Here is a 13,416-nt window from a genome sequence, read left to right on the forward strand (position 1 = left end):
AATGTTTGGTGGAATAATCAAATATAAGGGTTCAGTTCAATCCATAAGTGGTAATGAAGTTGATGGCATGGTACTCGAGCTCAACACTTCCCTTGTCGAGCAAGTACAAATCGGAGACTCTGTCGGAGTTGATGGCGTCTGCTTAACTGTCACAGAAATCGTATCAGACACGGTACTAAAATTTGACATCTGGCCGGAATCCCTCCAACGCACGACCTTAGTAGATTTAAAAATTGACCAAGAAGTTCACGTCGATCTCCCCCTCAAAGCTAATGACTTTATTGGAGGCCACCCCGTTCTTGGCCACGTTGACTACGTCGGCTCAATCCTTTCCATGAGTCAAGTCGACGAAGCAAGTCAACTCAAAATCTGGATCAGTCTACCCCAAGAATTTTCGAGCTTAATTCCTGCGCGAGGCTCCATCGCAGTCGATGGTGTCAGCCTTACAATAACCGGACGAGAAAGCGATCGCTTTGCCATCTCACTCATTCCGGAAACACTTCGTTTAACTCACCTTGACGCACTTACAGAAGGCAGCCAAGTCAATATTGAAGTCGATTTCAGTAGTCGCGCATTACAAGATGAATCTGGCATGATCCATTTAGCGAATGAATCATCAACAATCTCAAATAAAGTGGATAAGTTAGAAGCTGCAATTGACACCTACAAAAACGGTGGACTCATTTTGATTCAAGATGGCGCAGATTTTGCTCTTTGCTCATCAGCTGAAACAATCACAGATAAAAATCTAACTTTTGCACTCTCCTTGTCTCGCACACCATGCACAGTGGCCGTTACTGAAGGCTTGGCAGAAAAACTTTTTATCCCAGCCCCCGTCATTAACACTAAAGCTGAAGAACGTCGTTTCTTATTACCGGTGAACCACAAAGAAAACTCTTTACACGATTATTCAACTAAAGCAATGAAAAGGTCCATTGGACTTTTCTGTTCATCTGAACTTAGCATTGATGATTGGATGACTCCGGGGAACATCAACCCACTACAAATTTTTGGTGCTAACTCATCTTCTCAACCTGGCTTGCCCGAAGCTGCAGTCGCTCTTTGCTTTAAGAGCAAACTCCCTCATGCAGCCATTTGCCAAAGTCTTATTGACGCCGAAGGCAAAGCAATGAATTCCAAACAAGCGGAGGTCATTTCCACTCGCTACCAAATCCCCCTTTATCAAGTGAGTGATCTTATCGCGGAAAATGCCGAACTCTTTGAAGACGATTATTTTGGCGATCTCTAAAGAGGCTTTTCATTGACTTAATGATGTAAATAAAAATCACAGGCGTTTCGTTTAAACTCCTGTGATTTTTTTTAATTATTTTGTTTTGCTCAAGCTTTAAGGCTATACTTCCTATGTGTATCAAAATCATCACATAAGGAATTCAAAAAAATGATTAATGCTTATGCAGTCAATAATCCAAGAGAGCCACTTCAAAAAATCTCTTATGATCCTGGAATATTAGAAAAAGACCAAGTCGAAATTGACGTTAAATACTGTGGTATTTGCCATAGCGATCTCAGTATGATGAATAATGATTGGGGCATCAGTCAGTACCCATTAGTGCCAGGACACGAAGTGACTGGAATCATTTCTCAGGTAGGCGAATCCGTTACACATTTAAAAGTAGGCCAAGCCGTCGGCTTAGGTTGGCATTCAGCTTTTTGCGGCTCTTGTAATCACTGTAGCGAGGGAGATCATAATTTATGCGGAAGCGCGCAAGGGACTATCGTAGCTCATCATGGAGGATTTGCTGATAAAGTTCGAGCTCAAGCTAACAGCGTTGTACCGATACCTGATGGTCTTGATCTATCAAAAGTTGGCCCCCTATTTTGTGGCGGAATCACCGTCTTCAACCCCTTGGTCCAATATAATATTCCTCCAACGGCAAAAGTAGCTGTCATTGGCATCGGTGGTTTAGGTCATCTTGCCCTACAATTCCTCAATGCTTGGGGCTGTGAAGTTACTGCTTTCACTTCGAGCGAGAGTAAAAAACAAGAAGCTCTAACCCTCGGCGCTCATCATACCTTAAACTCTCGCGATGCAGAGGAAATCGAAAAAGCAGCTGGTAGCTTTGACTTAATTATCTCTACTGTTAACGTCAAACTTGACTGGGAACTCTACATCAACACCCTAAAAGCCAAAGGTAGACTCCATTTTGTAGGCGCCACCCTTGAACCCATCGAAGTCCAAGCATTTTCTTTGATCATGAGCCAAAGATCAATATCTGGCTCTCCCGTAGGAAGTCCTGCGACTATCGCAAAGATGTTAGATTTTGCAAAAATTCATAACATTGAAGCCCAGGTGGAAATCTTCCCTATGAGCAAAGCCAACGAAGCCATTGCTCACCTTGAATCTGGGCAAGCCCGCTATCGAGTTGTCTTAGAAAACTAAGTAGAAAGCAATGATTTCAGGGAAAGGTAATCATCAAAAATAATGGTGGGTTTAAGTCCACCATCATTTCCCATACCCGCAGTAAAGAAAGCATTATCGACGCCAGCATTTTGCGCCACTCGCAAATCGGTATGGTGATCACCTACCATTAAAGCATCTTCCGCAGAAACGTGATTGAGCTCCAAGCACTTGTAAATACCACCGGGATCTGGCTTGTGACAGCCTGCTCCTTCTGGCCCCAAAATCGGGGTAAAATAATGATCGAGCTCTAATTCTTTTAAAATTATATCTGTCATTGCTTGAGGTTTATTCGTCAAGACAGACATCTTTACACCTTGTGTTTTCATGAATTTTAAAAGGCCTCGACAATCATCATAAACTCGACTGAAAATACAAATTTTTCTTTTGTACGCCGCTAGCATAAGTTCGACCGCTTTAGTTATTTCAATATCATGCCCATCGATAGATCTTTCTACTAATTTCACAGCGCCATCTCCCACATAGGAAATCACCTGACTTAAAGGTAAACTTGGTAGCTCATAGAATCTTCGCATCTCATTAACTGCAGCGGCTAGATCTTCTCGCGTATCAACTAAAGTGCCATCTAAATCAAAAATCAAAAGTTTATATTTCATCTTCATACTCTCGCTCAAGTTGTTTAAACTGTTCGTACATCCCTAACTGTTCATAGATTCTCAATAAATCTCTATCTGGTTCCAGATAAATTTTGATTAATTCTTGACTAACAGGGTGTTTGAATGAAAGATAGAAACAGTGCAACATTAAACGACGCAATTCAAATTTTTCTCTAAAAAAGCGATTCTGATGTGAGTCACCATCTGTACTATCACCAATAATTGGATAAGCCAAATCACGCATATGACGACGTAGTTGATGATAACGCCCTGTTACAGGTTCTAGTTCAACCAGCCCATAGCGTACTGTTGGGAACTTCCCTAAAGGCTCATCAATTTCTGCTGTTGCCAAACCGCGATAACGAGTCAAACAATCCTGTATGGTGCCATTGCTTTTTTTAAGAAGTTGTTTATCGACTTTGCCCTTCCCCTCAAGCCAACCTCGAACGAGGGCAATATACTTTTTCTCAACTGTTTTTTCATTAAATTGTTTCTGAAGCTCGCGGCACATCTCTGGACTTTTTGCAAATAATAGCGGCCCAGAAACTGGGCGATCCAAGCGATGTACGGCATAAACGTATTGACCACCTAATTTATTTCTCACCATCGTCAGTAAAGTTCGACGATCACGGCACATCTCAGAACGATGCACACTGATTTTTGCTAATTTTTTCGCAACAACTAAATATTCATCTTCATACAAAAATTTAACGTGCTGCGGGCCACTCATGACTTAACAAAATCTTCAATAAATTCATAGACTTTTTCACTACATTGCGCCCTCAGTAAATCGTGGCAGTCATAATCATCTACACAGAGGTTATCTGTTTTATAGTGTTTAGCAAAACGTTTTATTTCCTTGGGGTTCACAATGCTATCCCCCGAAGACCATGCTAAACCCAAGTTAACTCGCTCACTCAAGCTAGACATATCTTTAGCGCGCAATTCTAACATGAGTTCTTGAATGGCATTCAAGTAAGACAAAGGAACTCGTTTAGCAATCAAAGGGTCATTCTGAAATATGAATTGCTCTTTGCGCAACTCACTCACATTAGGGCTCACTTCATTACAAGGTATACTCCACTTAGCTTGACTCAAATACTTACCTAGCATTTTTGTTCCTGGGAAATTTAGATAGCGCATTTCGTGGACGAGCTGCAAAATACCATTAAACATCATGCTCATCGGTTTAAGTAAGCCTCTCGCCTTCGGAATATTGACTCGAAGTGCAGGACTTAAAAGTAGAGTTTTTTTCAGCCGTGGCGAGTTATAACGCTCAGATAAAGCCAAAGCTAACAAGCCCCCCATGCTGAACCCTACAATAATGATCGGCTTATCCGATTGTAATTCTATCAAGCGAAGATCCTCCTCTAGCTCCTTCAAATGACAGAACATACTCACCGTCTCTCTACTCTGATGATATTCTCTCTCCAACTCAGAGCCTACCAAATCATGTCTCAGTAAATCTAAGTTTTCTGAACCATCAAGATAAAATTTTTGGATTTCTTTAAACGCTGAGCTCTGTAAACCGCGCTCACCATGACCTAAATGAGTTGGAACATGAACCTGGCAACCATGAGACTGTAAAAACTTGGCCAAATCATACATGCGGCCTTCATGTTCACAGAGCCCATGCAACAAAAGGCACTCGTATTCCGCTGAAGCGTTCTCAAATTTCATTACTTCTCTTTACTCGCTTTACGGGGGCCTTCAAAATGTTCTTTATTTTGATATTGAGGTTTAATATTTTTTCGTGTAGCATTTTCAAAAAGTTTTAGCGCTGGCTTTGGATCTTTATTTTCTGGTGTAAAACTCAAAAGCATTGGACGGTGATCCGAAGCAATGAACCAATGAGGTGAATGAGGAATTACCAAAGTATCATAGTTAATTTCGCTTAACATCGCATAAGAGGAGAAAAAGTAATCAATCCGTGAATATTCGTCACTTTTATCATAATAATGTGTCCAAGAAGCATGACTTTTATCGTAGGGACGCAAATCATATAAACGCTTTTCTGCTTTATAGCGTCGGTATTGAATTTCTTTTATAGGAGAACTATCGAAAGTATCATTCATATCCCCTGCCACAATAATGTTCGCTTCTGGCTCTTTTTTCAAAATTTCATCTACCAAGTAATGCAATTGCCTGGCCTCATAACGCCTCATATCGGTCTGTCCCAAGGGCGTTGGAATCTTCGATTTTAAATGCGCTCCAATAAAATGGAGTTTATAAGAATTTTGCCATTCAAAGATGCAATAGGCAAATCCCCGGGACACAAAAACTTCTTCACTCTTGAGTTTAAACTTCACCCGTGTTCTATGATCAACTTTCACTGGTGGGAATTTAGCCAAAATGCAGAGTCTTCTTAGGGAGTCGGGGCCTTCAACAATTGATTTAAAGGTGTAATGAACTTGCCTTTCAGCTAGGTCCTTAAGCAATTCATCGAGTGAATCACCGTGACCTAATTCCGACAACAAAACAATATCGGCATCAATCTGTGCGATTACATTAGCCGTAGCCTGACGCGATACAGAACTTTTGAGCTGATAAGATGATTCGGAAGGGTTGTAATTATAAAGGTTGTAAGCAAGAATACTTACAGATTCGGGTTTGAGTTTAATTTGTGCTTGAACAACTATTGGAAAAACAGTTGCAAGCAAAAATATAAACTTCGCAGACCCTCTCTTCATTAATTAATACGTATTACGACGCATTAATTCATCACGGAGAATTTGATTCTCAGGGCAATCCCAAGGAGTATCTTGTGAGTTACGCATCCAAAATTCTTCGATGTTATAGTGACGACGAGCATCAGGATGAAAAATATGTAATATGACATTTCCATAATCTTGCACAACCCAATGACTCTGTTCATCAGCATCGACTGTATTATAATCCATGTCTTTATGCTTCAAGTCCATGTGAACTCGTGTTGCAATTGCCTTCAAATGTGGCTCTGAATTACCTGTGCACACAACGTAAAAATCTGTGACCGTTGAGGTTTCTCTCACATCAATTGTTTTAATATCAACAGCTTTTAACTCTTCACAAAGGTCGGCAATGAGCTTTGCTTTTTCTTCTGAACTAATTTGACTCATTATATAATCCTTTGTCCTTTATGTATTCCATGACTTGGGGAATCACAAGGCTTTCGTTAACTTTTCCTGTCGCAATTCCTTGGCGAATCTCTGTAGAAGAAATGTTATTTTGTGGTCCATCGTCAATGATCCCGCGCATCAAGTTCTCAACTTGACGACCCGCAAAGCGTTCAATCAAGTTAAATTGGAATTGTTTCTTTACTCCAGGACGACCATAAGTAATCACTGGATAATCTCTAATAATATCGGCGTATTTATACCAAGTGTGCAAAATCTCTAAATTATCCATACCAATGACTAATTTAAAACGTCTCGAAGGCATTGCTGTCTTCAAAGCGGTTAAAGTATGGATAGTGTAAGATTCACGATAGTTGTTTTCGATTTCATAATCCGAGATCAAAAACTTTTCTTCATCTTGTATAGCTAGTTCTAACATCGCTAAACGGTCTTCCGAAGAGGTGATTTTTTGACCGCTTTTGTGGGGTGGACGAGCACTGGGAACAAACATCACTTCTTGCGCCAACTCTCTTTCAAGAATATCATGCGCCAAGGCTAAATGACCTTTATGAACTGGGTCAAAAGTTCCGCCCAATACTGCAGTTTCAATTATTTCCAATTTTCTCAATCCTATACTTTAGAACTTACTATCAAACTTAATGTGCTAAGATCAGAATTCAAAAATCAGCACGCCTATTATTACATAAAAAAAGGGCTAATCCGATTAAGGATTAAGCCCTCAAGTACACCCATCAAGATTCGAACTTGAGACCTTCTGGTTCGTAGCCAGACGCTCTATCCAGCTGAGCTATGGGTGCATTTTGCTTAAGTGGTACACCCATCAAGATTCGAACTTGAGACCTTCTGGTTCGTAGCCAGACGCTCTATCCAGCTGAGCTATGGGTGCCTGTTAAGCGCCATCAGTATAAAAAGTATTTACCTTTTATCAAGACAGTTCATTAAAAAAAATGTGATTTTTTCGATTGAATTAAAATTCGCAGAAGATTTTTTGTCGAGACCTCCTATATTCACGCATCTTTATAATAAAAAACACTCAAAACAAGGCTGTCCATGAAACTTTTTAAGTACCTCACTTACTCCTCACTCCTCGCCCTACTCGCAAGTTGCGCCAGTGACGACAACACCTACACACGCTCTGAGTCACGTGAACCTAACATGAACATTCCAGGTGGATCAGGACCTCTTTACGGTGACGGCGACACCATAGATAATGGCCTCCCTCCAATTGAAGATGGCACTTTCGTTAATGACAGTGATATAGGTGCTGTACTTAACAACAGTGAACATGGCACTCCAGTTGCTCACGACATAGAGCCCGTTTACTTTGCTTTTGATAGTGCAGCTGTCCGCAGTGCGGAAGACGCAAAAATCCAAGCCATTGCTGAATTCCTCACTTCTAACCCGAGCTTCACTCTCGTCATTGGCGGCCACTGCGACGAACGCGGTAGCGACGAATACAACCGCACTCTCTCTGAAAAGCGTGCTCTATCAGTAAAAGAATCACTCCTTAGTGCTTCTCCAGATTTAGAAATGCGTATCGAAACCGTTGCCTACGGCGAAGAAAAACCCGCTGTGGTTGGTGCCGATAGTCAGTCATACGCAAAAAACCGTCGTGCTGAATTCGAAGTTTACGACGCTAACTAATCGTGAAATTTAAGACTTTACAAATCTGCACTTTCCTTGCAGTCATTAGTTTAATGACTGCTTGTCAATCCACAGAGGATGGAACTTCTGGCTCTGGTGATCTTGCGAACTCCCCAAATACCCAAGAAGCCGACCCCTCAAGTAAAGTTTTCTCACCCGAGGATCAATCTCCCGAGCTCAACCCATCAACTAGTATTAGTGATGGCCTATTTTCAAAAGGTGGTAAAAACCCTTTTGATTTAGATGGTGAAAAAATCCACCACAACTTCTCCCCCGTTTATTTTGGTTTTAATTCAGCCTCAATTGACAAGAGCAACCTAAGACCTTTAAAAATCCTAGCCAAGTACATTGCCGACAACAAAGACTTCCACCTAGTTATATCTGGACACACTGACGAAAAAGGTTCTGAACAATACAACCGAATCCTAAGTGAAAAACGCGCTCTTGCCGTCAGAGAAAAGCTCATCTCATTCTACGATATAAAGAATAAAATCCACACGATTGGTATGGGAGAAGAACAACCCGCAAGTCTCGGTGACTCCATCAAAGACCATGCAAAAAATAGAAGAGCGCAATTCGAAATCATTGCCGTCTCTAAATAAGTAACCCCACAAGTTTAACTCCCCACATGTCCAAAGAAAAAGTTCTTATCAAAACTTACGGTTGTCAAATGAATGACCGTGATTCCGAAGCCGTTGAAATGGATCTACTCAAGAGTGGATACGAAATCACTACGGAAGAAAAAGATGCCGATGTCATCATCCTCAACACTTGCTCTGTTCGCGATCAAGCCGAACGTAAAGCTCTCGGTAAAGTTGGGAGCCTCATAAAATTACGTCGCAAAAACCCTAAGCTACAAGTTGGCGTTATTGGGTGCATGGCGCAAAGTCGCGCAGATGATATAGTAGAAAAAAATGCTCACGTCAACTTCGTTGCTGGCACCGACCAACTCCACAAGATCCCCGAACTCATAGAAAAATCTAAAGATACAGAAGATGCTCTTATCGAAACTGGATTATCTAGAGATATTATGGAACGTCTCGACAATCACCCCGAAGGTCAGATGAACGCATCCGTAGCTATCATGCGAGGATGTAATGAATACTGCACCTACTGCATTGTCCCATTCACACGTGGCCAAGAAAAAAGCCGCACAATTGCCTCAATCATTGCCGAAGTAAAAGCTCTATCCGAAAAAGGTGTTCGCGAGATCATGTACCTCGGTCAAAATATCACGGCATATGGACTTATCGAAGCCAGACGAGATCGCACTTTCAACAAGGAAGTTTCTCCTTTTGCTGCACTACTTCGTGAAACAGCTAAAATTGAAGGTATCAAACGAATTCGTTTTACTTCACCTCACGCGCGCTACTTCAACGATGACTTAATCGACACCATTGCAGCAGAACCAAAAATCTGTCGCGCCATCCACTTCCCTCTGCAATCGGGTTCGAACCGCCTTCTCAAAGTTATGCGTCGTCGTCACACAGCTGAAGAGTTTCTTTCTTGGATCAATAAAATGAAAGAACGTATCGATGGCATCACTTTCACAACTGACCTCATTGTGGGCTTCCCTGGCGAAACAGAAGAAGATTTCAAAGCTACTCGTGACATGTGTAATGAAATTGATTTTGATCAACAATTTATCTTCCGCTACTCAACGCGTAAGAATACCCCTGCTGCTCAAATGCCGAATCAGTTAGATGAAGAAACAAAAATTGAGCGCAATCAGATTTTACTTAAAGACCTCGAAGAAAGACTGACCCATAAAAATGAACAACGCGTCGGCACTATTGAAGAAATTATGGTGGAAGGCGTCAGTAAACGCAATGATGATAAATGGACTGGACGAACCACAAATTATAAAATTGTGATTTTCGATCCACAAGAGGATGTCAAAGTTGGCGATCTCATCAACATCAAAATTGAGCGCGCCACACAACACGCCCTCTACGGCTCTTATGTCGAACACACCAGTAAAGCTTAGTCTTCATAACACCTCACACAAAAAGCCTTCACTAACACAAGTGAAGGCTTTTTTAGTCCATAAGCTTAACAAAAAAACCTAGTGAAATATCACTAGGCTTTCTTTATCAAGGAGCAGAAACTCCTCAATTTAATTGAAAGGAAAAAATTACTTATAAACCATAAGTAAGTCTTTAGCTTTCACATTGTCTCCAGCAACTACCAAGACTTCGCCAACCACACCATCGCGCTCGGACATGATAGTCGTTTCCATCTTCATAGCTTCCATAACTGCGATAGGCGTATTCTTGAGAATCTCATCACCTTCTTTAACGTGAACGTTCACTACTAAACCCGGCATTGGAGCACCAACGTGATCCTCATTGCCAAGCTCAGCTTGACGACGAGCCGTAGAATTAGCTGCAGCACTTTCTGTCATTATATTGATTGAACGCGGCTGACCATTAAGCTCAAAGTATACAGTAACTTCGCCATCTTGGTTTTCACCACCAATAGCCACAAGTTTGATAAAGAGAGTTTTACCTTCATCAAGTTCGATCTGAACTTCTTCGTGCATTGGTAAACCATAGAGGTAAACTGGCGTTGGGATATTCATCACTTCGCCATAAATACGCTTGTGATTCGCAAAATCAACAAAAACATCAGGGTACATTACATAAGCCATCAATTCAGCATCAGTAATTTTACGCTCTAATTTTTTCTCGACTTCGGCACGAACAACAGTTAAATCCATTGGATCTTTGTGAAGACCAGGACGATCCGTGAAGTAATCTTTGTCTTTCAAGACTTTGTTGCGTATATCATCTGGGAAGCCACCTTCAGGCTGACCTAACCAGCCCTGCATCATATCGACAACTGACTGCGGGAAAGCAACGTCTTTACCACCTTGAATAAGATCACTTGCCTGTAAATTGTTAGCCACAAGCATCAAAGCCATATCGCCGACTACTTTTGAGGAAGGTGTTACTTTTACGATATCACCAAAAGTTTCATTCACTTGACGGTAGCGATCACAAACTTCGAACCAACGCTCTGCTAAGCCGAGGCTAGATGCTTGTTGGAATAAGTTCGTGTATTGACCACCTGGCATTTCGTGACGGTAAACATCTGCCGCGCCATAACGCTGCGAGGTTTCAAAAGCTGAGTAGTATTGACGAACGACGCCCCAGTATTCACCTGTACGCTCGAGTGCTTCGTATTCCATACCCGTTTCGCGCTCAGTATAACGCATCATTTCTACAAGAGTATTTAAGTTCGCCTGCGAAGTCAAACCAGAAAGAGGACCGAAGGCACAGTCAACAATATCAACACCTGCTTCAGCGGCTTTAACTAAAGTCGCGAGCTGACCTGAACTTGTATCGTGTGTGTGTAAGTGAATTGGAATGTTGACTTCGGCTTTTAAAGCTGAAATCAATTCAGATGCAGCGTAAGGCTTTAACAAACCTGCCATATCTTTAAGAGCAATCATATGCGCACCTAAAGACTCGAGCTCTTTAGCCATTTTCACATAGTATTCGAGAGTATACTTAGTGCGCTTCGTGTCTAAAATATCACCCGTGTAACAAACTGTAGCTTCACAAATTGCGCCTGTTTTTAGAGTCTCTTCAATCGCAACTTTCATATTCTCAACCCAGTTAAGTGAGTCGAAAATTCGGAATACATCCATACCTTCTGCAGCGCAACGCTGAATGAATTCGCGTACAACGTTATCTGGATAGTTCGTATAACCTACGCCATTTGATCCGCGGAAAAGCATCTGAAATAAGATATTTGGACAAGCTTTACGCAATTTGCGTAAACGATCCCAAGGAGATTCTTTAAGGAAACGCATTGATGTATCGAAAGTCGCCCCACCCCACATTTCCATAGAGAATAAATCGCTATGTTCGCGAGAGTAACGCTCAGCCACATTGAGCATGTCGTGTGTTCTCATACGAGTCGCGAAAAGCGATTGGTGAGCATCGCGCATGGTTGTATCTGTAACGAGAAGTTTTTTCTCTTTTAAAATTTCTTGTGTAAAAGCCTCAGGACCTAACTTCAATAGACGGTCACGTGACCCTTCCGGGCGCTCTTTAGAAAGATCCATTGCAGGCACGGGAGCAATTCGACGAACGACCTCTTTCGGCTCATCTTTACCTTTTAACAGTGGATTACCATTAACTGAAACCTCACCTAAGAATCTTAGGAGTTTAGTTGCGCGGTCACGCTTTTTAGGAAAGTGGAATAACTGTGGTTTTTCATCAATGAAACGAGTTGTGCATTTACCCTCTAGAAAGTCAGGCTCATTCACTAAGTTGGTTACAAAAGGAATATTAGTTTTTACACCACGAATACGAAATTCCTGCAAAGCACGATTCATGCGCTGGACAGCATCTTCGAAAGAGGAACCTGCAGAAGTCACCTTTACCAGCATCGAGTCATAATAAGGAGTCACTAAGGCACCAGAGAAAGCTGTACCCGCATCCAAACGGATACCCATACCACCTGAAGAACGGTAGTGTTCAATTTTACCATAATCTGGAATGAAGTTATTAGCTGGATCTTCCGTAGTAATACGGCATTGGAAAGCATAAGCATGCACTTTAACATCACTTTGTTCAGTAATACCAATTTCAGTAGAATCTAGTGGGTGACCTTGAGCGACTAAAATTTGGCGCTTTACTATATCTAAACCCGTGACTGTTTCTGTAACAGTGTGTTCAACTTGAATACGTGGATTAATCTCAATAAAGAAGAACTTGTTTGTCTCAGTATCGAGTAAGAATTCGACTGTACCTGCATTCTGATAATCAACCGATTTACAGATACTAACGGCAGACTGACAAATATCTTCTCTTAGTTTTTCAGGAAGCCCCACAGAAGGTGCCACTTCGATGATTTTTTGGTGACGGCGCTGAAGCGAACAGTCTCGATCATACAAATGAACTAGGTTACCGTGTAAGTCACCAAGAATTTGAACTTCAATATGTTTCGCTTTAACAATGAATTTCTCGATAAAACATTCATCAGAACCAAATGCTGTTAAAGATTCACGCTGAGCTTCTTCTAATTTTTGTTGTAATTCATGGGCACTATTGACCACGCGCATACCGCGACCACCACCACCGTGAGCTGCTTTAACAATAACAGGAAAACCCAGATCATCCGCCACTGCACGCGCAGCTGCAATATCTCTGAGAGGTTCAAGTCCACCACTAAGAATTGGCACTTGAGCTTTCTTCGCTACTTTCTTAGCTTCCATTTTATCGCCGAGACCTTCAAGGAGGCTTACTGCTGGGCCAATAAAAGCAATACCTGCTTCTTTACAAGCTTTTGCGAATTCCGCATTCTCTGATAAAAAACCATAACCTGGGTGAATCGCATCAACTTCTTTCTCAATTGCGAGAGCAATGATGCCCTTAATATCCAAGTACGCTTTTACCGGCTCTCCTGGCGTCCCAACTTGGTAAGCTTCGTCAGCCTTAAATCTATGTAAGGCGAAACGGTCTTCATGTGAATAAATGGCTACCGTGCGTATTCCCAATTCTGTTGCTGCTCGAAAAACGCGAATCGCGATCTCACTTCTATTGGCTACTAAAAGCTTTTTGAACTTCTTAATTTTCAATGGATACTCCACATTTATATTTAATTTTGA

At 41.6% G+C, this 13,416-nt stretch carries 12 protein-coding genes and 2 tRNA genes; 5 read left to right on the plus strand and 9 right to left on the minus strand.

Annotated elements, in window-relative coordinates; translation table 11 throughout:
- The first annotated feature begins 1 nt into the window (after position 1).
- Positions 2–1,249, plus strand: coding sequence for a riboflavin synthase (locus LNTAR_RS25705; protein ID WP_007279062.1), 1,248 nt, complete (start codon positions 2–4; stop codon positions 1,247–1,249).
- 150 nt (positions 1,250–1,399) lie between these two features.
- A complete protein-coding gene (gene ahr, locus LNTAR_RS12410; protein ID WP_007279063.1) occupies positions 1,400–2,401 on the plus strand; it encodes an NADPH-dependent aldehyde reductase Ahr in 1,002 nt (333 codons plus the stop codon).
- On the opposite strand, the gene LNTAR_RS12415 is transcribed toward ahr, so the two are convergent.
- The 8 genes from LNTAR_RS12415 to LNTAR_RS12450 all read right to left on the minus strand — a co-directional run bounded on the left by LNTAR_RS12415 (position 2,398) and on the right by LNTAR_RS12450 (position 7,038).
- On the minus strand, positions 2,398–3,036 hold the full coding sequence (locus tag LNTAR_RS12415; RefSeq protein ID WP_007279064.1) for an HAD family hydrolase: 639 nt from the start codon (positions 3,034–3,036) through the stop codon (positions 2,398–2,400). The genes ahr and LNTAR_RS12415 overlap by 4 nt on opposite strands.
- Entirely contained in the window at positions 3,026–3,766 is a 741-nt protein-coding gene (locus tag LNTAR_RS12420) for a pseudouridine synthase (RefSeq protein WP_007279065.1), read from the minus strand. The genes LNTAR_RS12415 and LNTAR_RS12420 overlap by 11 nt, the downstream gene beginning before the upstream one ends.
- A complete protein-coding gene (locus tag LNTAR_RS12425; protein WP_007279066.1) occupies positions 3,763–4,716 on the minus strand; it encodes an alpha/beta hydrolase in 954 nt (317 codons plus the stop codon). The genes LNTAR_RS12420 and LNTAR_RS12425 overlap by 4 nt, the downstream gene beginning before the upstream one ends.
- The gene (locus LNTAR_RS12430; protein ID WP_007279067.1) at positions 4,716–5,726 is read right to left on the minus strand and encodes an endonuclease/exonuclease/phosphatase family protein; all 1,011 of its coding nucleotides are present in this window, start codon (positions 5,724–5,726) and stop codon (positions 4,716–4,718) included. Before LNTAR_RS12430 ends, LNTAR_RS12425 begins: the two co-directional genes overlap by 1 nt.
- Positions 5,727–5,729: 3 nt before the next feature.
- Positions 5,730–6,134: a ribosome silencing factor gene (gene rsfS / locus LNTAR_RS12435; RefSeq protein WP_007279068.1), complete on the minus strand. Its 405-nt coding sequence runs from the start codon at positions 6,132–6,134 to the stop codon at positions 5,730–5,732.
- Positions 6,121–6,750: a nicotinate (nicotinamide) nucleotide adenylyltransferase gene (gene nadD, locus LNTAR_RS12440; protein WP_007279069.1), complete on the minus strand. Its 630-nt coding sequence runs from the start codon at positions 6,748–6,750 to the stop codon at positions 6,121–6,123. Before nadD ends, rsfS begins: the two co-directional genes overlap by 14 nt.
- Positions 6,751–6,875: 125 nt before the next feature.
- Positions 6,876–6,949: transfer RNA gene (locus tag LNTAR_RS12445), tRNA-Arg, on the minus strand.
- Between the two features lie 12 nt (positions 6,950–6,961).
- Positions 6,962–7,038 (minus strand) — tRNA-Arg (locus LNTAR_RS12450).
- 164 nt (positions 7,039–7,202) lie between these two features.
- Here LNTAR_RS12450 and LNTAR_RS25710 point away from each other — a divergent pair.
- The 3 genes from LNTAR_RS25710 to miaB are packed head-to-tail and all read left to right on the plus strand — an operon-like array spanning position 7,203 to position 9,783.
- A complete protein-coding gene (locus LNTAR_RS25710) occupies positions 7,203–7,796 on the plus strand; it encodes an OmpA family protein (RefSeq protein WP_007279070.1) in 594 nt (197 codons plus the stop codon).
- Positions 7,797–7,798: 2 nt separating this feature from the next.
- On the plus strand, positions 7,799–8,398 hold the full coding sequence (locus tag LNTAR_RS12460; protein WP_007279071.1) for an OmpA family protein: 600 nt from the start codon (positions 7,799–7,801) through the stop codon (positions 8,396–8,398).
- A gap of 26 nt (positions 8,399–8,424) precedes the next feature.
- Positions 8,425–9,783, plus strand: a complete 1,359-nt coding sequence (gene miaB / locus LNTAR_RS12465) for a tRNA (N6-isopentenyl adenosine(37)-C2)-methylthiotransferase MiaB (protein WP_007279072.1) — start codon at positions 8,425–8,427, stop codon at positions 9,781–9,783.
- A gap of 147 nt (positions 9,784–9,930) precedes the next feature.
- Here the strand turns inward: miaB and LNTAR_RS12470 are convergent, their stop codons facing one another.
- Positions 9,931–13,386, minus strand: coding sequence for a pyruvate carboxylase (locus LNTAR_RS12470; RefSeq protein ID WP_007279073.1), 3,456 nt, complete (start codon positions 13,384–13,386; stop codon positions 9,931–9,933).
- Positions 13,387–13,416 lie beyond the last annotated feature (30 nt).

This window comes from Lentisphaera araneosa HTCC2155 (genome assembly GCF_000170755.1).
Taxonomy (GTDB): Bacteria; Verrucomicrobiota; Lentisphaeria; order Lentisphaerales; family Lentisphaeraceae; genus Lentisphaera; species Lentisphaera araneosa.

Bases quoted from the DNA above. Each gene is read 5' to 3' on its own strand.
- LNTAR_RS25705 (WP_007279062.1), top strand. From the start codon at position 2: ATGTTTGGTGGAATAATCAAATATAAGGGTTCAGTTCAATCCATAAGT.
- ahr (WP_007279063.1), top strand. From the start codon at position 1,400: ATGATTAATGCTTATGCAGTCAATAATCCAAGAGAGCCACTTCAAAAA.
- LNTAR_RS12415 (WP_007279064.1), bottom strand. From the start codon at position 3,036: ATGAAATATAAACTTTTGATTTTTGATTTAGATGGCACTTTAGTTGAT.
- LNTAR_RS12420 (WP_007279065.1), bottom strand. From the start codon at position 3,766: ATGAGTGGCCCGCAGCACGTTAAATTTTTGTATGAAGATGAATATTTA.
- LNTAR_RS12425 (WP_007279066.1), bottom strand. From the start codon at position 4,716: ATGAAATTTGAGAACGCTTCAGCGGAATACGAGTGCCTTTTGTTGCAT.
- LNTAR_RS12430 (WP_007279067.1), bottom strand. From the start codon at position 5,726: ATGAAGAGAGGGTCTGCGAAGTTTATATTTTTGCTTGCAACTGTTTTT.
- rsfS (WP_007279068.1), bottom strand. From the start codon at position 6,134: ATGAGTCAAATTAGTTCAGAAGAAAAAGCAAAGCTCATTGCCGACCTT.
- LNTAR_RS25710 (WP_007279070.1), top strand. From the start codon at position 7,203: ATGAAACTTTTTAAGTACCTCACTTACTCCTCACTCCTCGCCCTACTC.
- miaB (WP_007279072.1), top strand. From the start codon at position 8,425: ATGTCCAAAGAAAAAGTTCTTATCAAAACTTACGGTTGTCAAATGAAT.